The 24,562-nt window shown below is 31.5% G+C and carries 19 protein-coding genes; 9 read left to right on the top strand and 10 right to left on the bottom strand.

Features of this window, described 5'->3' with window-relative positions; all coding sequences use genetic code 11:
• Positions 1–15 precede the first annotated feature (15 nt).
• Genes mreC through rodA form a run of 4 tightly spaced genes read left to right on the top strand, consistent with a single transcriptional unit; the run spans position 16 to position 4,536 of the window.
• Complete coding sequence (mreC, locus tag BUC09_RS03890; RefSeq protein WP_073308846.1) at positions 16–843, top strand: rod shape-determining protein MreC; 828 nt, start codon at positions 16–18, stop codon at positions 841–843.
• Positions 836–1,342, top strand: coding sequence for a rod shape-determining protein MreD (locus BUC09_RS03885; RefSeq protein ID WP_073308845.1), 507 nt, complete (start codon positions 836–838; stop codon positions 1,340–1,342). Before mreC ends, BUC09_RS03885 begins: the two co-directional genes overlap by 8 nt.
• Entirely contained in the window at positions 1,339–3,279 is a 1,941-nt protein-coding gene (gene mrdA, locus BUC09_RS03880) for a penicillin-binding protein 2 (RefSeq protein ID WP_073308844.1), read from the top strand. The genes BUC09_RS03885 and mrdA overlap by 4 nt, the downstream gene beginning before the upstream one ends.
• Complete coding sequence (gene rodA, locus BUC09_RS03875; RefSeq protein ID WP_073308843.1) at positions 3,280–4,536, top strand: rod shape-determining protein RodA; 1,257 nt, start codon at positions 3,280–3,282, stop codon at positions 4,534–4,536.
• Between the two features lie 12 nt (positions 4,537–4,548).
• Here rodA and BUC09_RS03870 read toward each other — a convergent pair whose 3' ends face one another.
• Positions 4,549–5,358, bottom strand: coding sequence for a DNA/RNA non-specific endonuclease (locus tag BUC09_RS03870; RefSeq protein ID WP_084127080.1), 810 nt, complete (start codon positions 5,356–5,358; stop codon positions 4,549–4,551).
• A 90-nt stretch (positions 5,359–5,448) separates the two neighbouring features.
• Here BUC09_RS03870 and BUC09_RS14620 point away from each other — a divergent pair, with 90 nt between their 5' ends.
• Positions 5,449–6,018, top strand: a complete 570-nt coding sequence (locus tag BUC09_RS14620) for a hypothetical protein (RefSeq protein ID WP_084127078.1) — start codon at positions 5,449–5,451, stop codon at positions 6,016–6,018.
• 58 nt (positions 6,019–6,076) lie between these two features.
• Here BUC09_RS14620 and BUC09_RS03860 read toward each other — a convergent pair whose 3' ends face one another.
• From BUC09_RS03860 to BUC09_RS03845, 4 genes are all read right to left on the bottom strand, one after another.
• Positions 6,077–8,179 (bottom strand): OmpA family protein, encoded by a 2,103-nt coding sequence (locus BUC09_RS03860; protein WP_073309051.1) that lies wholly within the window; start codon positions 8,177–8,179, stop codon positions 6,077–6,079.
• Positions 8,180–8,189: 10 nt separating this feature from the next.
• Complete coding sequence (locus tag BUC09_RS03855) at positions 8,190–9,125, bottom strand: PorP/SprF family type IX secretion system membrane protein (RefSeq protein ID WP_073308841.1); 936 nt, start codon at positions 9,123–9,125, stop codon at positions 8,190–8,192.
• Positions 9,126–9,154: 29 nt separating this feature from the next.
• A complete protein-coding gene (locus BUC09_RS03850; protein ID WP_073308840.1) occupies positions 9,155–11,812 on the bottom strand; it encodes a gliding motility-associated C-terminal domain-containing protein in 2,658 nt (885 codons plus the stop codon).
• Positions 11,813–12,035: 223 nt separating this feature from the next.
• Positions 12,036–14,201: a carboxy terminal-processing peptidase gene (locus tag BUC09_RS03845; RefSeq protein ID WP_073308838.1), complete on the bottom strand. Its 2,166-nt coding sequence runs from the start codon at positions 14,199–14,201 to the stop codon at positions 12,036–12,038.
• A gap of 142 nt (positions 14,202–14,343) precedes the next feature.
• On the opposite strand from BUC09_RS03845, the gene surE reads away from it, so the two are divergent.
• From surE to BUC09_RS03825, 4 genes are read left to right on the top strand one after another with little or no spacing between them, the layout of a single operon-like run.
• Positions 14,344–15,111, top strand: coding sequence for a 5'/3'-nucleotidase SurE (gene surE / locus BUC09_RS03840; RefSeq protein WP_073308837.1), 768 nt, complete (start codon positions 14,344–14,346; stop codon positions 15,109–15,111).
• Entirely contained in the window at positions 15,108–15,380 is a 273-nt protein-coding gene (locus BUC09_RS03835) for a hypothetical protein (protein ID WP_073308836.1), read from the top strand. The genes surE and BUC09_RS03835 overlap by 4 nt, the downstream gene beginning before the upstream one ends.
• A 2-nt stretch (positions 15,381–15,382) precedes the next feature.
• Positions 15,383–16,495, top strand: a complete 1,113-nt coding sequence (gene lpxB, locus BUC09_RS03830; protein ID WP_073308835.1) for a lipid-A-disaccharide synthase — start codon at positions 15,383–15,385, stop codon at positions 16,493–16,495.
• Between the two features lie 38 nt (positions 16,496–16,533).
• A complete protein-coding gene (locus BUC09_RS03825; protein WP_073308834.1) occupies positions 16,534–18,564 on the top strand; it encodes a ComEC/Rec2 family competence protein in 2,031 nt (676 codons plus the stop codon).
• A gap of 5 nt (positions 18,565–18,569) precedes the next feature.
• On the opposite strand, the gene BUC09_RS03820 is transcribed toward BUC09_RS03825, so the two are convergent.
• The 5 genes from BUC09_RS03820 to BUC09_RS03800 all read right to left on the bottom strand — a co-directional run bounded on the left by BUC09_RS03820 (position 18,570) and on the right by BUC09_RS03800 (position 24,562).
• Positions 18,570–19,109, bottom strand: a complete 540-nt coding sequence (locus BUC09_RS03820) for a thioredoxin family protein (RefSeq protein WP_073308833.1) — start codon at positions 19,107–19,109, stop codon at positions 18,570–18,572.
• Positions 19,110–19,113: 4 nt separating this feature from the next.
• The gene (locus BUC09_RS03815) at positions 19,114–19,569 is read right to left on the bottom strand and encodes a thioredoxin family protein (protein ID WP_073308832.1); all 456 of its coding nucleotides are present in this window, start codon (positions 19,567–19,569) and stop codon (positions 19,114–19,116) included.
• 52 nt (positions 19,570–19,621) lie between these two features.
• Positions 19,622–21,127 (bottom strand): peptide MFS transporter, encoded by a 1,506-nt coding sequence (locus BUC09_RS03810; protein WP_073308831.1) that lies wholly within the window; start codon positions 21,125–21,127, stop codon positions 19,622–19,624.
• Position 21,128: 1 nt separating this feature from the next.
• A complete protein-coding gene (locus tag BUC09_RS03805) occupies positions 21,129–22,787 on the bottom strand; it encodes a peptide MFS transporter (protein ID WP_073308829.1) in 1,659 nt (552 codons plus the stop codon).
• 86 nt (positions 22,788–22,873) lie between these two features.
• Positions 22,874–24,562 (bottom strand): peptide MFS transporter, encoded by a 1,689-nt coding sequence (locus tag BUC09_RS03800; RefSeq protein WP_073308828.1) that lies wholly within the window; start codon positions 24,560–24,562, stop codon positions 22,874–22,876.

The raw sequence follows: 24,562 nt of genomic DNA, 5'->3' as shown, positions 1-24,562 counted from the left end.
TTTTAATTTACACTAATGCAGCAAATATTTAATTTTATATTTAAAAACAGTAATCGCTTACTGTTTTTGCTGCTTTTGGCAACTTCTCTAGTACTTGTTATTCAGTCGCATTCATACCATAGAAGTCAGATGGTAAACTCAGCAAATTTTTTAACAGGAACTGTATATGAAGAAGTAAACGAAGTTAAAACTTACTTTAGCCTTCGTGAACAGAACGACAAATTAGCAAGAGAAAATGCAGAACTAAAAAGAATACTCTTTAACAAAAAGGACAGCACTTCTGTTCTTGAAAAAGATTCAGTAAAAGGATACGATAAAATAGATGTAATACAATCTAAAGTTGTACATAACTCTTACAACACTTCTGAAAATTACTTAACAATCAACAGCGGTTCTAAAGACGGTATTAAACCAGACATGGGAGTTGTAAGTAGCCAAGGAATAATTGGTATTGTAGAAAAAGTTTCTCCAAGATACGCTACGATATTTAGTATCTTGAACGTAAAATCTAAAATCAATGCAAAAGTAAAAAGAACAAACCATTTTGGTTCATTAATTTGGAATGCAAAAAATGCTGGTTATGTACAATTAGTAGAAATACCCAGACTTGCTTCTGTTAAAAAAGGAGACACTATTGTAACAGGTGGTAACTCAAGAATTTTTCCTGAAAATATTCCTGTAGGAATTATTGATAAAATTTATATTGACACAGAAACTAATTATTACACATTGAATGTTAGATTATTTAATGACATGACCAATTTGAATCATGTTTATATAATTCAAAACAAACATGGTGAGGAGATAAAAAAACTAGAAGCCGAAACAAAAAAAAATGAATAGTACTTTAATATTAAATATCATTCGTTTCGTATTATTAATTATCGCTCAAATAGTGATTTTTAATAATATTGATTTGTTCGGTTTTATAAACCCGTATCCTTACATACTTTTCATCTTACTTTACCCTGTAAATTCAAATAGAGCTGGATTATTAGTAGCAAGCTTCTTGTTAGGCCTAACAGTAGACTTTTTTGCAAATTCAGGAGGGGTTCATGCAGCAGCGAGTTTAATATTAGCAAATGTAAGACCTGCTTTTTTCAAATTTGCTTTTGGACTTAGTTATGAATATCAAACTATAAAAATTAACGATCGTCTTTCACCAGAAAGATTTACATTTATATTTATTTCTATAATAACACATCATTTTGTGATGTTTCTATTAGAGTTTTTCAAGTTTACCTTCATACTTGACATTTTACTTAGGACAATTGTAACAACCATTTTTACGTTAATAGTAAGTATAATAATAATTTATTTATTTAAGCCAAGTAAACGATGAGAAAGCTCTTATTGCCAATTATGATAATTGTTGCAGCAATTTTAATCATAGCAAGACTTTTCTTTTTACAAATAATTGATGACTCACTTCGTTTAAAATCGGAAAATATTTCGATTAAGATAAAGTATGAGTACCCTGAGCGTGGATATATCTATGATCGAAAAGGAACGTTACTTGTAGCGAACCAACCATCATATGATATCATGGTTGTTCCTCGTGAAATTAAAGACTTAGATACTTTAGAGTTTTGCAACTTATTACACATTACAAAAGAGGACTTCAAAAAGAAGATTGAAAAAGCTGTAGTATATAGCCCAATGCTTCCATCAGTATTCTTAGGACAGTTAAATAAATTAGAATATGCTGCTTTTCAAGAAAAAGAAAGAAAGTTCGAAGGGTTTTACATACAAAAACGTTCACTTAGGGATTATCAAGTAAATGTTGGCGCCAATGTTTTTGGCTTTATTAAAGAAGCTAATGAAAACACTGTCAAAAAAAATCCTTACTACAAAAGTGGTGACTTATTAGGAATACAAGGGGTTGAAGAAATGTACGAAAACGAACTTCGCGGAGTAAAAGGTGTTAAACACATACAACGTGACCGTTTTAATAGAGAAATAGGACCATTTAAAGAGGGAAAATACGATACCATTGCAGTTCAAGGAAAAGATATTACTCTGACAATTGATGCTGAACTTCAAAAGTATGGAGAAGCCTTGATGAAAAATAAACGTGGTGGTATTATTGCCATAGAACCTAAAACTGGAGAAATTCTATGCTTAGTCACTGCCCCATCATACGACCCAGCTCTTTTAGTAGGCAGACAAAGGTCTAGAAATTATACTAAACTCTATAATGATTCGATTGCTAAGCCACTTTATGACAGAAGTTTATTAGCTGAATACCCTCCTGGATCACCTTTTAAAATATTAACAGCATTAGTAGGTCTCCAAGAACAAGTAATAGACACCACTACTACATTTGCTTGTCATCATGGTTTTAGTTATGGCAGAAAATTCATGAGATGTCACAGTCCTGCAGGAATGTATAGACTTCATAACGGAATAGCTCAATCATGTAATGCCTATTTTGCTAATGTCTATTTAGATATTCTAAAAAAACAGCCAAAAACTAGTTTAAGTGTTGATGTATGGAGCAACCATGTAAAAAGTTTTGGATTAGGACAATTCATGGGATATGATTTACCTACTGGAAGGAAAGGTCTAATTCCAAACAATGCTTTTTATGAAAAATGGGCATATCCTAATGGAAGCATTCGTCCTACATACATTGTCTCGAATTCTATTGGTCAAGGCGAGGTTTTAATGACCCCAATACAATTAGCAAACATGATGGCAGCCGTTGCTAATGAGGGATATTATTACACACCTCATATCATTAAAAAAATCAAAGGTCAGCCTATTGATGAAAAATATAGAACTAAACATGTAACCACAATTGACAAAAAACACTTTAAGCCTGTTATTGAAGGTCTTGCTGAAGTATTTAAAACAGGAACTGCTTATTTTCTTGGTGTAGAAGGTTTAGAAATTTGCGGAAAGACAGGTACCGCTGAAAACTTTGCGAAAATAAACGGAAAAAGAGTTCAATTAGCAGATCACTCAATTTTTGTCGCATTTGCTCCTAAAAAAGACCCAAAAATAGCAATAGCAGTCTTAGTGGAAAATGGTGGTTTTGGTTCAACAACTGCTGGTCCTATTACAACGTTGATGCTTGAAAAATATATCAAAGGAAAAATAACTCAGAAAGACAGAGAAAAAAGAGTTTTAGAAAAAAGTTTACAAAATGAGTACAACAAGTTTTCTAAAAAATACATGGATTCTATGTACCGAATAAAACTGAGAAAAGATTCTTTAGATAGGGTAAAAAATAAAAAGAAAATAGACTCAATTAAAAAAGCACAAGCTCAAACATAAATGAAAAATCAAAGTGTACAGAAAAACATTGACTGGATAACTATACTCATTTATTCAGCATTGGTTATACTTGGTTGGATGAATATCTATTCTGCAGATATAAATCCAACCTCAGATTACATTTTTGATGCCAATGAAAATTATGGCAAACAGCTTATCTTTATTGCTTTTACAGTAATTCTAATTATTGTAATATTAACAATAGACGCTAAATTTTACGAAAGATTTTCAAGTGTAATTTTTGGATCCTCATTAGTATTACTTGCAGGACTTTTTGTGGCTGGAAAAACAATTGCTGGACAACGTTGTTGGTACGCAATTGGAGGATTCACTTTGCAACCATCAGAATTTGCAAAAGCAGCAACAGCATTGGCTCTTGCCAAATATTTGAGTGACCCTCAGGTAAATCTTAAAAATTTCAACAATCAACTTTTAGGTTTACTTATAATGTGCTTGCCAATATTTTTGATTTTACCACAACCTGATCCTGGTAGTGCACTAATATTTATAATGTTCATTTTTGTTCTTAACAGAGAAGGGTTACCTTCATGGTATTTATGGACAGGAGCAATAGCCATAGTTTTGTTTATTATGTCATTGCTTTTAAAACCTCAATATGTTATTTTAACATCATTACTTGCTGTTGCAATACACTATTTTAAATCTCGTAAAATACATAGAAATATTATTGCCAGTACTATTGTTTTTGCCCTCATGGCAGGCTTTACACTTTCTGTTGATTATGTCTTTGAAAATGTTTTCAAACAACATCACAGAGATCGTTTTAATATATTATTAGGCAAAGAAGTTGACATGGCCGGAGTAGGTTACAACACTAACCAATCAGAAATCGCAATTGGTTCTGGTGGATGGTTAGGAAAAGGATATCTTGAAGGCACTCAGACTAAAGGCAACTTTGTACCAGAACAACACACTGATTATATATTCACAACTGTTGGTGAGGAATGGGGATTTGTTGGCTCTACTGTAATAATCTTATTATTTGTATCCTTAATACTTCGAATCTTATATTTAGCCGAAAATCAAAAAACAAAATTCAGTCGAGTTTATGGATATGGTGTTGCTTCGGTATTATTCACACATTTTTTTGTAAACGTTTCAATGGTTATTGGAATATTTCCAACAATTGGAGTTCCACTACCATTTTTATCCTATGGAGGATCAAGTTTGTGGGGCTTCACCATATTACTGTTTATATTTCTTAAGTTAGATGCAAACAAAGTAAATGAGTGGTAAGATCTAATTTAACTAAAAGCTCCAACCCTTATAGTCTGAAGATTTTTCTAATTTATTTTCTATAGCATCAGGAAGACGAGGAAAAAAATCAATTCCAGTCATTTTTTCAATTTTATCAATTGAAACAACAAACATATTCAATGGTTTTTCCGATTCCTCATGTGGTATCAAAAAAGCAATTGTTTTGTATTCTCCCCTAGAATTATCAAGTAGTATTTTATAAAAATATTTAGGAACAGAAACATCTTCTTTACCTATTTTGTTTAAATCATTAGATAAAACTCCTCCTGTTACCACATAGACTCCGTCATATTTAGAAGCCCAATATCTAGTTTTTTGTTCTAGTCTATTCCAAACGCCTGAATTAAAATCCCTCAGCTGTGGTGAAACATTAGACGTATAGAAAGTTTCATTAAAAGCATCAAAAGAGAACCTACGATCACCTGCAGCACATAAATGACCTTTATCATAACCAGAATCTTTATAATTTCTCCAACTCGCCGAACCAGTTTCAACATTTGGATCATCATCAAAATAGGGACGCTTATAATTATGATAACTTAACTGGCTTTTTTTTAATTCATAAGCAACCCATTCAGCCTGCTCATGATTTTCATTATATGACAAAGTATAAAATTTGTGTCTAACTATTTCATTAGTAGTTGACTTAGGTAGATAAAAATCATTATCTTCCGCTTTTGAGATATTCAAAACATTTTTTTCTTTAAGCAAGTCGTTCTCTTGGTCTGATTTTTGCTCTATACACGAAATAAAAAACGAGACTAAAACTGTCAAACTAAAATATTTAATAAATGTCTTCATCATGCGATTGAAATTATTGTATTTTTAAAACGTAAATATAGACAAGTTCATCGACAGAAATTATTTAACTTAATCTAAAACTTTTATAACATGAATCTAAAATTAATCATCACATGTACTACAGTAATTTTAGGAATTTCTGCAACTGCACAGGAAAAAACAATTACTCCAGAACAAATAAAAATTCAAAAAACTCAAGATTCATTAAACGCTGTTAAGGCCAAAGCTGAAAGAGAAGCTGAAAAGGCAAGACGAGAATCTGAAAAAGCACAAAAAGAGGTAGAAAAAGCTGAAAAAGACAGGAAAGATGCTGAAGAAAAAAGAATAAAGGCCGAAGAAAAAAGAATAAAAGATACCGAGAAAGCAGCAGATAAAATGGAGAAAGCTCACAAGAAAATGGAAAAAGAGCAAGAAAAAATATCCAAAGAAAGAGAGAGAGTTGCTAAATCATATCAAAAACTTGTTAAGGAAAAGGAAAAACAAGCTAAAATAGATGAAGACATTATAAAAGAATCTGAAAAGCTTGAAAAACAAAATAAAAAAGGCAAACTATCTCCAAATGATGTCGAAAAATGGAATCAAAAGATTGCTAAACTAAAAGAAAAATCTGCAGATCAACGTAAAAGAGTAGAAAAAGCAGAGAAAGAAGCAAGAAAGTAAAATTTAAGAATTACAAAAAAGCCACGCAATGCGTGGCTTTTTACTTTAAATTAAAAAATTATAAATCTTTTATAACAAACTCACTTCTTCTATTGAGTTCATGCTGCTCTTCTGTACAAGCATCGTCAGAAACACATTTAACAACTGGCATAGATTCACCATATCCTTTTGCAAAAATTCTTTTAGGATTAATACCCTTATCAATAATATAATCCCTTGTCGAATTTGCTCTATTACCAGAAAGAACTTTATTGTATGTAATACCTCCTCTTCTATCTGTATGAGATCCTATCTCAACAATCATATTTGGATATTTATTCATTAGTTCAACTACTCTATCCAAAATAGGTTTAGAATCGCGACGAATATACCATAAATCATAATCAAAATAAATTGGTTCTGTTTTAATAACTAATCTGTCTTTATCATCTTTTACTACGTCTTTTTCTGCAGCAACTATTTCTTTAATTTTTTCTTTCTTTTTAGCTTCAGCAACTGCTCTCTGTCTCATACTTTCTTCTTTTTCTGCTTTTATTCTTTGTTCTTCGGCTAATTTATCTGCTTTTTTCTGTTCCTCTAATGCTAGTTGCTCTTCCTGTTTAATTACTTCAAACGATTTTAAAGCCATCGAAGCATCATTAAGCTGTCCTCTTTCCTTTAGTAGAGTAAATGATCTAGTATCTTCTGTATAGCCAATTTTACTCCCAGAAACAATATAAGTACTTTCACAATTCACTTTAAAACTAAACTTACCGTCAGCTGTAGTAATCACTTTTTCGATTTCTTTTTTCTCCCCATCATTCAAAATTACCTCAGCATTTTCCAAAGGCAATTTTGTGTCAATATCAGTGATTGTTCCAGCAATTAACTGCATACAATCTTCAACAATTAAAGGTTTAGTTTCAACAATCGAGTAAATATCATCACTCCCCTTTCCTCCTTTTCTATTTGATGAAAAATAACCTTCTTTAGTATCAGAATCTATATTAAAAGCAAAATCATCAACACCTGTATTAATAGGCAAACCAACATTAACTGGATTTGAGAAATCATTTTCTTTGATATCTGAAACAAAAACATCCAATGAGCCAAACCCTTCATGTCCGTTTGAAGAAAAATAAAGCTTACCATCTTTAGACACAAAAGGAAACTGTTCTCTTCTATTTGTATTAATTACATCACCAGCATTTATGGGATTTCCATAATTTCCACCATTTATAGTAACATAATAAATATCAAATGATCCTTTACCTCCTGGTCGGTCTGAAGCAAAATACAATCTTTTCCCGTCAGGACTAAGTGCTGGATGTTCATTAGAAAAATCAGGACTATTAAAAGGCAATGAAATTATATTACTCCATTTACCATTTACTAGTTCAGCCTTATAAATTTGAAGGTTAGAAATTTTCTCCTTATTCTTAGCTCTACTTCCGTTTTTAGTATTATTTCTAGTAAAATAAATAGTTTTTCCATCAGCGCTAAAAACAGCATTAGATTCATGCATTTTGGTATTAACTTCTTTCGAAAAAGGTTTTGCTATAGAATCTTTAATATTGCTAAATTTGATAGGAATTGTAACCAAATTCAAATAGCCTTCATTATTCCATTTATAAACTTTATCAAAAAAACCTGGCTCTTTTTTTACAGTTGAAAAAATTAGATCTTCACCATTTTTAACTGCTCCAAATTCTGAATTTTCAGTATTTATTTCTAAATTTTTTATTTTATATCTTTCACCTATTGCTGTTACATTTTCTAATGTTTTCAATTCTTTATCCAAGGCAACAATAGCAAGTGTATTGCCTCCATTTACATAATAATCTTTTGTAACTTGATTAGCTTCTGCGAAGCTTCCATTAGCTTTTAAGGTTTGTGAAAATCTGAAATAATATTCTTCAGAAACTTCTTTTCCATAATTCTTAATCAAGAACCTGTAATATTTTTGAGCATTTTTAAAGTCATTTGTGTAATAATAGCAGTCTGCTAAATTTCTAACAACTTCTAATGATCTATCATTTTCGATTGCGCTTTCATATAAAGGCAAAGCCTCACTGTAATAAGTTCTATCAAAATATCTTTTAGCTCTATCTAAATCCTGCTTCTGACCTTGAGCACTATATGCTAAAAATCCGATAAATATGGTAAGTAATATTCTTTTCATATAGTATTTTTTAGAAGAATCGTGGTGATTTATCATATCCTTTTCCTAACATATCTAAACTAAACAGTAAAAATAATTCGTGTGATCCTGAATTAAATTGTCCCATATTAGACAAAGTATAATCGTAAGCATATCCAATTTTCAATGTTTTAGTAACATTAATAGCCATTAATCCACTAACCGAATCATCTAGTCTATATGCAGCACCAAGTTCAAATCTATTATTATATAAAACATTAGTCGTCACATCTAAACTCAATGGTGCTCCGGGTACAAATTTTGTCAATACAGCAGGTTTCACTTTAAACATGTCACTCACTTGAAAAACATAACCTCCAGTTAAAAAAACATGTATATTTTCTGAACCATATGCCTGTATCCCTTGCTTTTCTTCAATATGTTTTGATGGCAATAAATTAGGTGCAGAGAGTCCTATATAATAATTGTCAGTAAAATAGTAAGCTCCAACACCTATGTTTGGAGAAAAAGTATTTACATTTTCATTAAATGCCAAATCAGTTGTTACATCACCACTCTCTAGTTTAAAACCATTAAAATTTGTTTTAATTGAAGTAAAACCAGCTTTCATACCGAATGAAAATCGGTGAGAATTATTGAGATGAAGTATATATGCAAAATCAGCGTAAAAATTATTTTCCTTTTTAGCTCCATCTCCAATATCATCTGAAATTACAGACAATCCCATTTCAATTTTTTTATTAATTGGCATATGTCCAAAAGCAGTTAATGTTTTAGGAGCCCCAACAGCTCCTACCCATTGTGTTCTATATAGTGTTCCTAAATCCAACATAGCTTGCTTACTTGTAGCATACGCAGGATTAACAACACTCATATTATACATGTAGTGGGTATATTGTGGGTCTTGCTGGGCAAGAACGTTATAACTAATGAGGAAAAAACTCAATATTAAAAGTATTTTTTTCATCTAAAATTTATTTAAAATAGCTTATAGAATTATCTGTTTAAGTAAAGTCTTCCTTGTTTAGGAGCTTTGTTGTTTTTGTTAAAATAAACCACATAAAAATACACTCCATTAGGAGCTACATCTCCCATTATTTTAGAAGTAGAATTTTTACCATCCCAATTGGGTTTATCTTTATTGCCTTCAAACATTAAATTCCCATATCTGTTATAAATTTCAAGTTTATAATCAGGGTAAATAAACTGAATATCTGGAATTGTAAACGTATCGTTTACTCCATCTCCGTTAGGTGAAAAGCCATCAGGGATGAAAAAATCTGGAGTCTCATTACAATTTGTAAGAGTGACTGTAACTGATAAAACATCCTTAGAAATACATCCTGTTGATGCTGAAATATCAAAACCATAATATGTTACTCCTTCTTGTAAAAGTTGTGAGCTAGACAAAAGATTACCTGCAGTTAATGCATCATACCAAACAACAGTTGTAGAAGCATTTGTATTATCTGATAAATCTTGGATTGTTGGATTATCAGTACCACAAAATTGTTCTCCTCCAGATGTTAAAACTGGAGCTGGTATTTGGTCAACTGTAACAACAATCATTGACTTTGTCGACTCACAACCATTAGCATTAATTTCAGAAACATAATAATCCCCTCCTGAAACTAATGGAGTATCTGAACTTAAAGGCACTGTTGAACTAGCGGTATCATACCAAAAATATTGGGAACCACTAGGTACTAAGTTAGCAACAGTTGGATTGTTTGACTCACAAAAAGTCTGATCCGTTGACAAAGGTGCAACTGGTAAACTGTTTATAAGAAAGACATCTGAAACATTACTTACTATTACTCCACAACTATTTACATTATTAGCCAATCCAGTTATAGTTATTGTTGTATTTCCTGTATTTGTCAAAAGTCCTTGAGGAATTGTAAAAGTAGCCCCACCACCAACTAATGTTAAATTTTCCACATTACCAGTTGAATTATTTGCTCCCGATAAATCGTAATTAATAGTAACGTTAGTCAATGTACCTAAACCTGATATTGAAACCACAACTGGCTGATTGAGACAGACTGAATTAGGAGCAGAAACATTCATTGCTATTGCTGTTGGCAATGGATTAACCATAAAAGATACTGCAACACTACTAGGCGCACTACATCCTGAAGTTCCATTTTGTATAGCGGTTATTGTTATTGAAGTAGTGCCTGAATTGGGCAATAAACTTCCCGGGATTGAAAAAGCTGAACTTCCTCCTGAAACAACAATTGTAGTAGTTTGACTAGAAGCTGTATTTGAACCTGATAAATCATAAGTAATTATGTATGTACCATCTGCTAAACCAACTAAATTGTTTAATTGAGCTATAGTTGAATTATTTTGACAAACATCATCAACCGCTAAATTTGAATTAGCAAGAGTTGGAACAGGATAAATAGTCAAATTATCTTGTATTGTTGGAATTGGATTAACACAAATCCCTAAACTATTTGTAGCTACAATATTAGTAACATTAATAGAATAAGTAACTACTGAAGGAAAATTTGCACTTGGGATATTAAAAGTCGCTATTCCGTTATTAAATGTAACAGTAATTGTAACTGGAGTAGCTTGCCCAGAAACTGTGTAAGTGACATCATAAGTTCCATTTGGTACCAAAACTGGGGATTGTGTAAGAACTCCTGTAAATGTTGATGAAGCCACTTGATTTTGACAAACATCAGTATCTACTTGGAGTAAAATACCCGAATAATCTATGGGATCTTCGATAGTAATTCTTACAACTGAAGTTTTAAAGTCACAAATAGGACTAATTGGTAAAACTTTATATGTAAATGAATAAGTTCCAGCTCCAAAATTGTTATAAATATTTTGAATATTTATAAAAGAATCTGAAGGATTAGACAATTCACCGGTTCCATTGTTATCAGTCCAAGTCCCTCCAGAATCTTCACCAGTCAACAAATTATACAAATTTACATTTGTATATAATGACAAATCGGCGTTACTACAAAGATTAATATCTTGAGGGGTTCCTGCATCAACAGGCGGAACCAAAGTCAAATTCACGCTTATTGAACTCTCTGGACAAGGCCCTAGTGCTGGTATAGTGTAAGTTAAATTGTAAACCGTAATTGCCGTAACATTAAAACTACTTGGATTAATTGTATAGCCTGCAATAGGCGTTCCAGTAGTATTATTGAACCAGTATCCATTTGTTTGAGGAGGAACATTTCCAAATTGGTAATTAAATAATTCAAATAAGTTCAATTCTGTATCATCCCCACATCGAGACCCATCTTCTCCCACACCTGCATATGGTCCAACAAGAACGGTAACCGTTGCAGTATTATCAACACATCCAGGAATTCCAGTTACCATATATGTATAAGTAAAAATTCCACTTTCTCTAATTTGATGTACATTTAGAATCCCTGTAGTTGAGTTCAATCCACCAGAACCCAAATCATCTATCCAAAAACCACCGGGTGTTGGCGTTCCTCCTAAAAGTGTAAATAGATTTAAAGATTGGTTAGTTGGATTTGTAATATCACATATAGTGATATTAGCGTCATTACCTGCGCATTGAGAATGTACAACATTTGAAGTAAAAAAAAGAGCAAGCGCAATTATTGTAGCAAAAAAATACTTTTTGCTTAGTTTGAGTATTTTTATATCCATATACAGCTGTTAACACTTACAAAAGTAATGTTAAAAAAAATAGATTAGGAAAAACCTTGATAAAAAGAAGTATAGCTGAAGACAAAAAATCGGTGAAACACCAAAAAAGAACGACAAAATAACATTTATCAATAACTTAGCAGGAGAAATTACCTACAATTATAAATCATAAAATTAAAAAAAGCCCCACAAAGTGGGGCTTAACAGTATCTAAAAAATATTTTTATGGTTTTACTACTTTACTTTTTACAGCAACTGCTTTACTTGTTGTAGTTGAAGGTTTTTTAATATCTCCTAAAATATTAATTGCTTCGTCAACATAAGCATCTTTAGAAAGCGACTCATGCCAATCTTTACGTTTTAAACCAAGAGTTGAATCTTTTGCAATTAGAGCAACTTCATCAGGTAAAGACTCAAACTTCATATTGTTTGTATAACTTGTAATAGCTTTAAACTTTTTAGTAGCTTCTTCAATGTCTGATTGTTCATGTTTGAATTTATCTATATTCAAACTTACAACGTTATTTTCTTTACGGCTATTAATCCATTTAGCATTTTCGTCAATCAATCTAAATTGCTCACTTGCTTGAATCCTTTTTTGGCTATTAAAAATCACAGCCTCAAGATTACTTATCGAACGAACTTCTTCATATTGAGCTCTATCAATTCTATCCCATTCAATTGCATTTTTTTCATCACGCTCACCTATCTTAATGTATGAATAACGATCTGGCATTGCAATATCACTAGCAACTCCTTCTAATTGGGTTGAACCTCCATTAATTCTATAGAATTTTTGTGTTGTAGTTTTTAATGCTCCGAAATCGCCTAAAGGAGAATTTCTCACAAACTGATTTAAATCTATAACATTTTGAACAGTACCCTTGCCATAAGATTGCTTACTGCCTATAACCACACCTCTCTTGTAATCTTGAATTGCTGCAGCAAAAATTTCAGAGGCTGAAGCAGAAAAATTATTAATTAAAACAACTAGTGGCCCGTCCCATTGAACTTTAGGATTATGATCATACAATACTTCTTTTTTAGAAGATGCTGATTTAATTTGAACTACGGGACCTTCTTTAATAAACAAACCAGTAATATCAACTACAGTTTTTAAAGACCCTCCTCCATTGTCTCTCAAATCCATCACAATTCCTTTAACTCCTGCTTTTTTAAGCTTTTCAACTTCAGCAGCCACATCTTTAGCAGCATCTCTATTATCGTCATTTTCAAAATCGATGTAGAACTTAGGCAGATAAATCACCCCATATTTTACACCATTTTTATTAACAACACTTGATTTTGCATAGGTTTCTTCAATTTCAACAATGTCTCGAATAATTGTGATTATTTTTATTGAACCATCAACTTTTTTAACTGTTAGAGCAACTTTAGTACCCTTAGGCCCTTTGATTTTTTTAACAACATCATCAAGTCTCATACCAACAACCTCAACTGGGTCTGCAGAACCTTGACCTACTTTCAAAATAACATCTCCAGGTTCAAGCTCTTTATTTCTCCATGCTGGCCCACCAGAAATAAGCTCTGAAATTTCAGTAAAATCTCCTTTTTTCTGTAATCTAGCACCAATTCCTTCTAGCTTACCACTAATACTAATGTCAAATCTTTCTTTTTGCTCTGGCGCAAAATAAAAAGTATGAGGGTCATATTGTGTTACAATAGAATTAATAAAAATTTCAAACCAATCATCTCTTTCTAGTTCTTCAACAAACTCAAAATAATCGTTTAAAGATTTCAAAGTTGATTCACGAGCTTCTTTTTCAAGCTGAGAAAAACTTTTTGGTGAATAATTAGGATCTTTAGCCTTTTTATCATCTTCTATTTTTTGCTTATCAACTACAGAAGCTAAAACAGAAAGTTTCATTTGAAGTCTCCATCTGTTTTTCAATTCAGAATAATTCTTAGCAAACTCATTTTTATCTGAATCAATATTGATACTTTCGTCTGAACTAAAACTAATCGATTTATCGCTTAAAGCCTTATAAACTACTTTAGATTCTGACATACGTTTTTGCAATCTTTCGTAAACCAGATTAAAAAACGATAAATCTCTAGATTTGATTAAATCATCAATTTTTGTTTCATAAACTTTAAATTCTTTGATGTCAGATTCCATAAAGAAACGCTTTGATGGATCAATTGCATCAAGGAAATCGTTATAAACACCTTTCGAAAATTCGTCATCCATTTTTTCTGGCGCATAATGCCCTTTCTCAATGACAAATTCAATAAGCTCTAGCAACATTTTATCTTTTTCAGGATCATACTGAACTTTTGGTCTAAAACTCCACAGAGTAGCTGAGATTGCTACTACAACCAACATTAGTTTATAGTTCTTTTTCATAAAAGTTAAAATTGCATTCATAATTATGACTAAAGTACATAAAAAACTATGCCAAGATATTCTTTCTTACATAATTTTTTGTTAAAGATGTAAATTTAATCAGAAGCGCATAAAAATGCTTATTTTAGCGGTACTTTTTTATGTTAAATTTTAAGCCAAAACTGTGAATAAACCTCTTATTTTAGTAACTAACGACGATAGTATTGTTGCTCCTGGAATCAGAACACTTATAGATATTGCAAAACAAATTGGAACCGTAATTGTTGTAGCTCCAGACAGTCCGCAAAGTGGCATGGGACATGCTATAACAGTCAACAATACTCTTCAAATAAATAAAATCTCTGAAGACGGATCTGAAGTTACAGAATATACTTGTTCAGGAACTCCTGCAGATTGTGTAAAAATTGCAAAAAATGAGATTCTTAAACAAAAACCTGACCTTTGTCTTTCGGGAATAAATCATGGGTCAAATTCTTCAATTAATGTAATTTATTCAGGAACGATGAGTGCCGCTGTAGAAGCTGGTATCGAAGGAATTCCCTCTATTGGATTTTCATTAGCTGACTTTAGCTGGAAAGCTGATTTTGAACCCATTAAAGATTATGCTAAAAAAATTATTGAAGAAGTATTAAATAAAGGACTACCTCAAAACGTTGTTCTTAATGTAAACTTCCCTAAATTAAAAAAAGAAGAAATTAAAGGTATCAAAATCTGCAGACAAGCCAATGCGAAATATGAAGAAAAGTTTGACAAGAGAATATCACCTTTTGGAAAAGAATACTATTGGCTTTCGGGAGAATTTGTAAATAATGACAAAGGAGAAGATACAGATGAGTGGGCACTTAAAAATGGTTATATTTCAATTGTACCAGTTCAGTTTGACTTAACTGCTCATCATGCTATCCAACAACTTAACACTTGGAATTTATGAAAAAAACAGATCTTTTAATTGGTGCATTAATTGGTTTACTCACCACTTTTATCGGTGTTTTTATTTATTTAAAACTAACAACAGATTTAGGTTTTATCGAAGCAATTCAAACTATGAAAAGCCAAGGACTTCTGGGTAAAGTAATAACCCTGGGAGCTATTTTAAACATTATAGCCTTTTTTGTTTTGCTAAAATTAAATAAAGAACTCATGGCAAGAGGTGTTGTAATGGCAACTATTTTACTAACTGTTTTCACATTATTAGTTTAAAAATGAAATACTATATAATTGCTGGTGAAGCTTCGGGAGATTTACACGGATCGAACCTGATGAAAAATATTTTCAAAGAAGATCCAAACGCAGAAATTCGCTTTTGGGGAGGTGACTTGATGCAGCAAGCAGGAGGAACACTTGTTAAACACTACCGCGACTTAGCATTTATGGGTTTTATTGAGGTTGTCGCTAATTTAAAGACAATTCTAAATAACATTAAAATTTGCAAGTCAGACATTTTGAAATTCAATCCTGATGTTATCATTTTTATAGACTATCCGGGCTTTAACATGAGAATTGCTAAATGGGCCAAGAATCTAAATATTAAAACACACTATTATATTTCACCTCAAATATGGGCATGGAAAGAAAACAGGATTAAATCGATTAAGAGAGACATTGATAAGATGTATGTTATTCTTCCTTTTGAAAAAGATTTTTATGAAAAAAAACATAATTATCCTGTAGAGTTTGTAGGACACCCGCTTATAGATGCTATTCATAACAGATCGAAAACAGACCCTTTACTTTTTAAAAAAGAAAACAATTTAGAAGAAAAGCCAATTATAGCATTATTACCTGGAAGTAGAAAACAAGAAATTTCAAAAATGCTTTCCGAAATGCTTTCTGTTGTTGAAGATTTTAGCGACTATCAATTTGTAATTGCTGGAGCTCCAAGTCAAGATTATGAATTTTACAAGCAATTTTTGACCAATAAAAATGTTCGTTTTATTTCAAATAAAACATATGATTTGTTAAGCGTTTCTCATGCTGCATTAGTAACTTCCGGTACAGCTACACTAGAAACTGCATTATTTAAAGTCCCTGAAGTAGTATTGTATAAAGGAAGTTGGGCTTCTTATCAAATCGCTAAAAGAATTATTACTTTAAAGTATATTTCTTTAGTTAACCTCATTATGGATAAAGAAGTTGTTACTGAGTTAATTCAGGATAACTGCAACAAGAAACAAATTAAAAAAGAACTTAACAAAATACTTACTGAAGACCACAGAAAAGTTTTACTTGAAGAATATAATTTATTAGAAGAAAAATTAGGAGGTGAAGGGGCAAGCTCTAAAACAGCCCACTTAATTTACTCTCAAATAAAATAATTTTTAAGTTTTTTCTTACATTTTTGTATTTTCGATTTATGAAAATACAAGATTTCCCTATTGCAAAAATAACTGCTTCTTTTATTCTTGGAATATTAATATCCAACTATCTAGAAATTGGATTAGAATACTATCTGGTTTCTACAATATTTTGTTTGACACTCTTTTATTTTTCCTTTTATAAATCAAATAAGAAAATTCGCCAAACAAATACTTTTGGTATTATTACGATACTTTTATTTTTTTCAATTGGTGCATTAACTACAGTTTTACATGATGACAGAAACAATAAAAACCATTACAGCCATATTAACAACTTAGAAGATAAACATAAAATAGTCCTCATTACAAGAGAAAAACTAAAATCAACTACAAAAAGCCATCGCTACTACGCAGATGTTATAAAAATTGGCACAAAAAACTGTTTCGGAAAAGTAATACTAAATTTAAAAAAGGATAAAAATGAGTCCACAATTGTTTCTGGAAGCAAAATATATGTTCTTGGAACTTTAACCGAAATTCAAAAACCAAACAATCCTAATCAATTCGACTACTCAAACTATCTTAAACATAAAAACATATATGCTCAGATTTACAGCTCAACAAACGATATTAAAGTTGACAAACAATTATATAAAGATATTTATCATTATGTTTTTGAGTTAAGAGAAAATATAATTCAAAGACTTAAAATCAACGGTTTTCAACAAGAAGAATTAGCAGTATTAAATGCTTTAATTCTAGGTCAAAAGCAAGACATTTCTCCAGACACTCAAAAAGATTATCAGAATGCAGGAGCAGTGCATATTTTATCAGTTTCTGGAATGCATGTAGGTTTTATTATGTTGTTTATTACTTTTTTACTTAAGCCTTTACCTAACAATAAAAAGTCAAACTTATGTAGAATTTTCATAATTCTTATTTCGTTATGGATATTTGCCTTTATCGCGGGGCTTTCTCCTTCTGTAGTAAGATCCGTTACAATGTTCAGTTTTATAACATTTGGCTCATTAATTAACAGACAGAACAACATGTTCCATACTATTATTGTTTCATTATTTATTATTCTACTAATTGAGCCTGGATTTCTATTTGACATCGGATTTCAACTAAGTTATCTAGCCTTATTTTTTATAATTTGGTTTCAACCTATGTTGAAAAATTTATGGAGTCCTAAACAAAAAATCAATATTTATCTTTGGGATATATTAACCGTTTCCACTGCAGCCCAAATAGGCACTCTGCCTCTAAGTATTTATTATTTCCATCAATTTCCTGGATTATTCTTTGTGACAAATTTAGTTTTAGTTCCAATGATTTTTATAATAATGATTCTAGGAAGTCTATTAATGATTTTTTCACTTTTTGATTACCTTCCAATTATACTTTTAAAGTTAGTTGAGGGATTAATATATTGTATGAATGTATTTATAAACAAAATAGCATCAGTTGAACTATTTGTTTTAAAAAATATACCGCTTAGTGTTGCAATGCTTATTACATCCTATATAATTGCAATAACAATTATAAATCTCTTGAAAAAATTCAACTATGTAAGGTTTGCATTAACACTTTCATTTTTAATCCTATTTCAAATTTTACTAATTCAGAAAAATTGGGAGACCAAAAAGGGAAATAACTTAATTGTATTCAGCTCCAGAAATAAGACTATCATAGGGTTTAAAAAAGGAGAAACGCTAGAAATTGCCAGCAATTCAAAAATAGAAAATAATAGCTTTGAAAAAAATACCATTGACTCTTATGTTATTGCGAATTTTATCACTAATACAAAAACAGAAAATCTTAAAAATTTCTATTATTTCGATGACAAAAAAATAGTTGTACTAGATTCGAATATACCTCATGAGACAATTAAAGCATCAGAAGTTATTATTTTACGAAACTCACCTAAAATCAACTTGGAACGGTTACTGGAAAATTCAAACCCAAAAATTATAATAGCTGATGGATCAAACTATAAAAGCTATATAAAATTATGGGCAGAAACTTGTAGAAATAAAAATATCCCTTTTCATAGTACCTACGAAAAGGGATATTATAAATTATAAAGAGTTTATGACTTTGTTTTTAAGTTTTTACTCATTGCTTTTTTCTCTTCTTTAGTATAAGGTATAAATTTAGCTATGATTTGATTTGCACCTGACAACCAAGCCGAAGGTCCTCCAGCCACATAGCCAGTACTACCCAATTGCTCGAAATTAATTTTACCTTCTTTATCAGTTGCTTTTACAAACCAAACCGTAGGAAAACCTCTAATAGCAAACATTTGTTGTAATTGAGCATTTTGTATTTTTACTTCTTCTGTTTGAGGCACTCTTTTTGGATAATCAAGTTCTACTAAAACAACTTTTTCTTTGGCCCAAGCTTCAAATTCAGGTGTTTTAAAAACTTCTTTTTGTAAACGAATACACCAACCACACCAATCACTTCCAGTGAAAAACATGAAAATTGGTTTATTTTCTTTATTTGCTATTTCTACAGCTTCTTTGACATTTGTATGCCATTTTAAAGATTCCCCATTAGTGTTTTTTTGATTAAAACTAAAAATCAAAAAAAGAGGCAATACAAACAGTAAATATTTTATTTTTTTCATAGCCTTATCTTAAAAACCTTAATAACTCTTCTGGAGTCTTAAATCCAGTTGTTTTTTCTTGAACTTCTCCGTTACGATTAAGTATGTAAATAGAAGGATACCCTTCAACCTTTAAAAATGATGTTAATTGATGAGCGCTATTTCTACCTTTTCTATTAGGATCAAAGTTTGGATTATTAAAACTAGTCCCCTTGTAATTTACTACAGAATTACCTTCAGCATTAAACTTAACAGCATAATAATTTCTGTTAATTAAATCTGAAACCTCAGGATTTTGCAAAGTATTTGTTTCAAACATTTTGCATTGAGAATACCAATCAGTATAAACTTCCATGAAAATAGGCTTTGGATTCTTTTTTTGTTTAGCCAATGCCTCTTCTAACGACATCCATCGTATTTCTTGAGCTTGAATACTAAGTGATCCAAAAATTAAAAACAATGCTAAAAGTAGCTTTTTCATCATGTGCATTTTATTTTTTTCAATATCTCAAAAACAATGCCGAAGTTACAAATTATTTTACATCTTGCATTAATTTTCTAACTAATGGTGAAATTGCAATTAAAACTACACCTGCAATCAATGCATACAAACCTAATTGTTGGTATCCATCTGCATAAGTATTTAACTTTTCAAGGTTTGATGCGTTCTCTGAAGCCTCTGCAATTCCTGCACCCAACAAACCTGCAAAATATTGACCATAAGCACTAGCTAAGAACCACATACCCATAATAACTGCTTGAGTCTTTTGCGGTGATAACTTGGTCATAGCACTCATTCCAATTGGAGACAAACATAATTCTCCAAAGGTGATAATAAACCATCCGAAAGTAAACAAGTCTAAAGAAGTCTTTCCGTCTGACCCGGCAAAGAATTTAGTGTAATAAAAAACCCAAAATCCTCCTGCTAAGAATAAAAATCCTAAACCAAACTTAACAACAGTATTAGGTTCTATCTTCTTTTTAGCCATCCACAACCAAACCATACCTACTAGAGCAGCAAAGGCTATAACAAATAATGAATTAGCTGAATTATTCACCCCATTAGGATCTAATCTAATTCCTAGAACATTATTATTCAAATTATCCGCAGCAAAGGCACTCAAGGAACCACCGCTTTGTTCAAAAAAAGCCCAAAACCCGATAGAAAACAACATGAAAATTACAGCTGCCACTAATTTTTTATTTTCCGCAATTGAAAAATTTTTCATTTCATAAATCAAATACAAAAGAGAGGCTGGCCCTATAATATACATAAACCAGTCCGTATATACAGTATTTGAAACCATTATCATAATAATCGGTATAATCAAAATGGAAGCAATGTAGGTAGCAACTTCATAAGTTCTTCTTTTAGAGACATCAATTGCTAAAAGCGGAGACAATCCAATTTCTCCTAAACTTTTTTGCGTTTGAGTGAATGTCAATAAACTTATAATCATAACTATAGAAGCAAAACCGAATGCAGCATTCCAACGTAAATTTTCTGGAATAAATGACGACCATAATTCACCTTTAGCCACAGCAATACAAATATACCCACCTATTAATGCTCCTAAATTAACCCCTGCATAAAACAATGAGAATCCAGCATCTGTTCGCGGATCACCTTCTTTATATAACTTTCCAACCATTGACGAAATGTTTGGTTTAAAGAAACCTGTCCCAACGATAGTGAAACTAACTCCTACAAAAAAGAAATTCTTAGGATCGACAGAAAGAATAACACTTCCAACAATCATCAATAATCCTCCCCAAAAAAGAGATTTTCTAAAGCCGAAAATTTTATCAGCAAACAGTCCACCAATAAATGTAAAAGCGTATACCCAAGCTTGAGTTGCACCATATTGCAAATTTGCTACAGTATCTTTCATTAGTAATTCATTTACCATAAAGTAATATAGCATTCCTCTCATTCCGTAGAAACTGAAACGCTCCCACATTTCACTAAAAAATAAATACCAAAGTTGTTTTGGATACTTTCCTTTAAAATTTTGAATTTCTTCTATAGTTGTAGCCATACTAATTGATTCCTTTTTCTTTCATTACTTTATTCAACTGTTTCAATAAGGCAAACATCAATAAAGTCGCAAACATTAATAATCCAAAATTTACCCAAAAGAAATCTGCTTTATCGTCGTATTTATCCCACATCGAAGCTAATACTCCAGATAATTTATTCCCTATAGATGTTGCTAAAAACCACCCTCCCATCATTAATGAAGTAATGTTCACTGGGCTTAATTTAGACACAACAGAAAGTCCCATTGGTGACAATAACAACTCTCCAATTGTGATTACTCCGTAATTAGCAAATAACCACAAAACAGAAACTTTTTCTGAACCATTTTGTCCAGCTTTTACAGCCAACACCATAACTAAAACTGATAATGCAGAGATTAACAATCCAAAAGCGATTTTTGTAGGTGTCGAAGGTTCTTTTTTACGACTTCTTAAATAAGTAAAGAAGGCTACTATTAGTGGTGTTAGAGCAATTACCCAGAAAGGATTTATGGACTGACTCAAGTTAGAGGCCCAGACCGAAACTTTTCCACCTTCTTTTGGTAATTTCTCTTTAGCTACATTTCTAAAATACAATGGATAATTAACCTCTTTAATAACTTCTCCATTCTTCTTTTGAATTCTAAAAGCATTATCATACAATGCAACTGAATCTTTTTTGTACTCCAATTCTTTAGTTAAATAAACATTATCTGTCACGGTTTTAGCAATACCAGTAACTTCTCTATCTGTATACTTATCTCCCCAGTTATTTAATGCCGAACCGTTTAATTTAAAAACAGCCCAAAATAAAATCACAACTGCAAAAATTGCCAATAACGCACCAATAGGTCTTTTGTCTTCAGCTTTAGCTTTAAAGTATAAGCTTGAATAGAATAAAACAACCGGAATACATGCAAAAATAAAAGCATCGGTACTATCAGAACCAAAAATTGCACTATCTAGATTGGTATCCGAAGCTACCCCTTTAATTAACCAACCAATAATTCCAAAAACTACTGACGGTACTAATATGAACATTACAATTTTCCAAAATGGCATATCTCCTTCTTGTGTACCTTTTTTAGCAGTTTTATCTCCGTAGTGTTTTGTTCCTAAAACAAACACTATCACCCCGATAAACATTCCAACTCCAGCAACTGAGAAAGCCGCAGCCCATCCAAATAAGTTCTCAAAAACTGCCCCAAAGAAATTACAAATAAAGGCTCCTACATTGATTCCCATATAGAAGATATTGTAACCTTCATCCTTTTTGGCTTTGTATTGCTCGTCATTATAAAAGTTTCCTAATAAAGTAGAAATATTAGGTTTAAAAAATCCGTTACCAACAATTACAAGAGTCATCGCTACATATAACATTGGTAAACTATGAATTCCCATCATTAAATAACCAGCACCCATCATTAATCCACCAGCAACAATAGAAGATTTATATCCTAAATATCTATCTGCAACTAATCCTCCAATAAATGGAGTTAAGAAAACCAAAGCAATAAAAGTTCCATATAAGTCAGACGCTTCGCTTTCGGTCATTGCAAAACCAGTTTCAACGTCTTTTAAATAAAGGGTAAAAATCCCAATCATTAGATAATAACCGAAACGCTCCCACATTTCAGACAAAAACAAAAAAGGCAGAGCCTTAGGATGTGATTTCCACATAATCTGTATTCTATTTGGTAGTTATAAAAAAAGCCTGCAACACTTGTTTACAGGCTTGAAAGATATAAAAATATTTTTTAATGGAATTATCTTACTCCGTGCATCATTTTTTTCAATTTTGGAGTCAATGCAAACAAAATGATAGATGCAATACCACACAATACAACAAATACCATAAAGAATTCATATAAATTATGAATTTCAAAACCTGCAAACACAGGGTTTTCAGCACTGATTTGATTATCTGATAATAACTTCAATTGCTCAGCTGTTGGAGTAACAGTTTTATCTAACACACCTTGTAAATCAATTCCAAGTTCTTCCGCTTTTTTAAACTTATCTCCTGTTGCAGGTAAAATAGAACCTAAAGTTCCTGATAACGCATAACCCGCTGCATTTGATATGAAGAATACTCCATAAGCTAAAGAAGCAAAACGTTTAGGAGATAATTTACCAACTAAAGATAATCCGATTGGTGACAAACATAACTCTCCAAAAGTTTGAATTAAGTATAATAAGATTAACCAATAGATTGCTAATAATCCGCTATTTCCTAAATCTTTTACATTGTGTGCAATAATGAAATAACTCAAAGCGATTAACGCTAAACCAAACGCTTGTTTCACAGTTGAAATTGGTTCTTTCCCAGCAGCTCTTAATTTATCCCATAAGATACTGAATGGAAAAGCAAACATTACAACGAATAAACCATTGAAAATTTGAACCATTGAAGGTGGCATATTCCAACCAAAGAAATTACGATCTGTTTGGTTATCTGCTATGAAAGTCAATGAAGATCCTGCTTGTTCAAAAGCAGCCCAAAAGAAAATAATAAAGAATGACATGATATAGATTACCCAAATACGTTGAGTCTCTACTTTTGTCAATGTTTTATCTAAAAGAATTAATAACGCTAATGAGATACCACTAGAATAAATAATAGGGTAAATAATTGTTTTAACAACATTATCTCCTTCAGTTGTGTAATGGAATGCTAAAAATAACGCTACAAATACTCCAATAGCAGTAAAAATAGAAGTCATAGTAAAATGAGCTTTTTGAGACTCACCTTCTTCATAATCAGCAGCATCATTTCCTGATGGCAATCCACCAATTGGTTTTCCTTCTGGAGTTACTACATATTTGTTTTTTAACACAAAGAAAACCGCAGTTCCTATCATCATAGCAATTGCAGCAGCTAAGAATCCCCATTTAAAAGCATGGATATCTCTAATACCTCCTGCATCTTTAACATCTCCTACAAAAGGACAAATAAATTGACCTAAGAAAGCACCAATGTTAATTCCCATGTAGAAAATTGTAAAGGCTGTATCCAATTTAGTTTTTTCTTGTTTTGGATACAAACTTCCTACCATTGAAGAAATATTTGGTTTGAAGAAACCATTACCAAAAATAATAATTCCTAATGCTGACCACATTAAAGTATTAGCAAGACTCAAGTTAGAACCAAAAACACTTGCACTAAAAAACAACAATAACTGGCCTATCGCCATCATTGTTCCTCCTAATAAGATACAATTTCTATTTCCGAAAAAACGATCAGAAATAAATCCTCCCAATAATGGAGTTAGATAACATAATCCTAAGAAACCCCCGTAGATTAATGAAGCATCTGCTTCTTTCATCATTAGTGAATTTACCATGAACAATGTTAAAATTGCTCTCATCCCGTAGAAGTTGAAACGCTCCCACATTTCGGTTCCAAATAACACCCACAATCCTTTAGGATGTCCTTGTTTTGCTGTTTCGCTCAT

Origin of the sequence: Flavobacterium terrae (genome assembly GCF_900142035.1) — a bacterium.
GTDB lineage: Bacteria > Bacteroidota > Bacteroidia > Flavobacteriales > Flavobacteriaceae > Flavobacterium > Flavobacterium terrae.
The sequence above is the reverse complement of the archived record's forward strand: the minus strand, read 5'-3'. Positions and strand labels throughout refer to the sequence as shown.

Excerpts from the sequence above, each read along its gene's own strand:
- BUC09_RS03815 (WP_073308832.1), bottom strand. The coding sequence starts at position 19,569 with ATGAAAAAGCTACTTTTAGCATTGTTTTTAATTTTTGGATCACTTAGT.
- lpxB (WP_073308835.1), top strand. The coding sequence starts at position 15,383 with ATGAAATACTATATAATTGCTGGTGAAGCTTCGGGAGATTTACACGGA.
- BUC09_RS03800 (WP_073308828.1), bottom strand. The coding sequence starts at position 24,562 with ATGAGCGAAACAGCAAAACAAGGACATCCTAAAGGATTGTGGGTGTTA.
- BUC09_RS03805 (WP_073308829.1), bottom strand. The coding sequence starts at position 22,787 with ATGTGGAAATCACATCCTAAGGCTCTGCCTTTTTTGTTTTTGTCTGAA.
- mreC (WP_073308846.1), top strand. The coding sequence starts at position 16 with ATGCAGCAAATATTTAATTTTATATTTAAAAACAGTAATCGCTTACTG.
- BUC09_RS03845 (WP_073308838.1), bottom strand. The coding sequence starts at position 14,201 with ATGAATGCAATTTTAACTTTTATGAAAAAGAACTATAAACTAATGTTG.
- BUC09_RS03820 (WP_073308833.1), bottom strand. The coding sequence starts at position 19,109 with ATGAAAAAAATAAAATATTTACTGTTTGTATTGCCTCTTTTTTTGATT.
- BUC09_RS14620 (WP_084127078.1), top strand. The coding sequence starts at position 5,449 with ATGAATCTAAAATTAATCATCACATGTACTACAGTAATTTTAGGAATT.
- BUC09_RS03870 (WP_084127080.1), bottom strand. The coding sequence starts at position 5,358 with ATGAAGACATTTATTAAATATTTTAGTTTGACAGTTTTAGTCTCGTTT.
- rodA (WP_073308843.1), top strand. The coding sequence starts at position 3,280 with ATGAAAAATCAAAGTGTACAGAAAAACATTGACTGGATAACTATACTC.
- BUC09_RS03885 (WP_073308845.1), top strand. The coding sequence starts at position 836 with ATGAATAGTACTTTAATATTAAATATCATTCGTTTCGTATTATTAATT.
- BUC09_RS03810 (WP_073308831.1), bottom strand. The coding sequence starts at position 21,127 with ATGGCTACAACTATAGAAGAAATTCAAAATTTTAAAGGAAAGTATCCA.
- BUC09_RS03825 (WP_073308834.1), top strand. The coding sequence starts at position 16,534 with ATGAAAATACAAGATTTCCCTATTGCAAAAATAACTGCTTCTTTTATT.
- BUC09_RS03850 (WP_073308840.1), bottom strand. The coding sequence starts at position 11,812 with ATGGATATAAAAATACTCAAACTAAGCAAAAAGTATTTTTTTGCTACA.
- BUC09_RS03855 (WP_073308841.1), bottom strand. The coding sequence starts at position 9,125 with ATGAAAAAAATACTTTTAATATTGAGTTTTTTCCTCATTAGTTATAAC.
- BUC09_RS03835 (WP_073308836.1), top strand. The coding sequence starts at position 15,108 with ATGAAAAAAACAGATCTTTTAATTGGTGCATTAATTGGTTTACTCACC.
- mrdA (WP_073308844.1), top strand. The coding sequence starts at position 1,339 with ATGAGAAAGCTCTTATTGCCAATTATGATAATTGTTGCAGCAATTTTA.
- BUC09_RS03860 (WP_073309051.1), bottom strand. The coding sequence starts at position 8,179 with ATGAAAAGAATATTACTTACCATATTTATCGGATTTTTAGCATATAGT.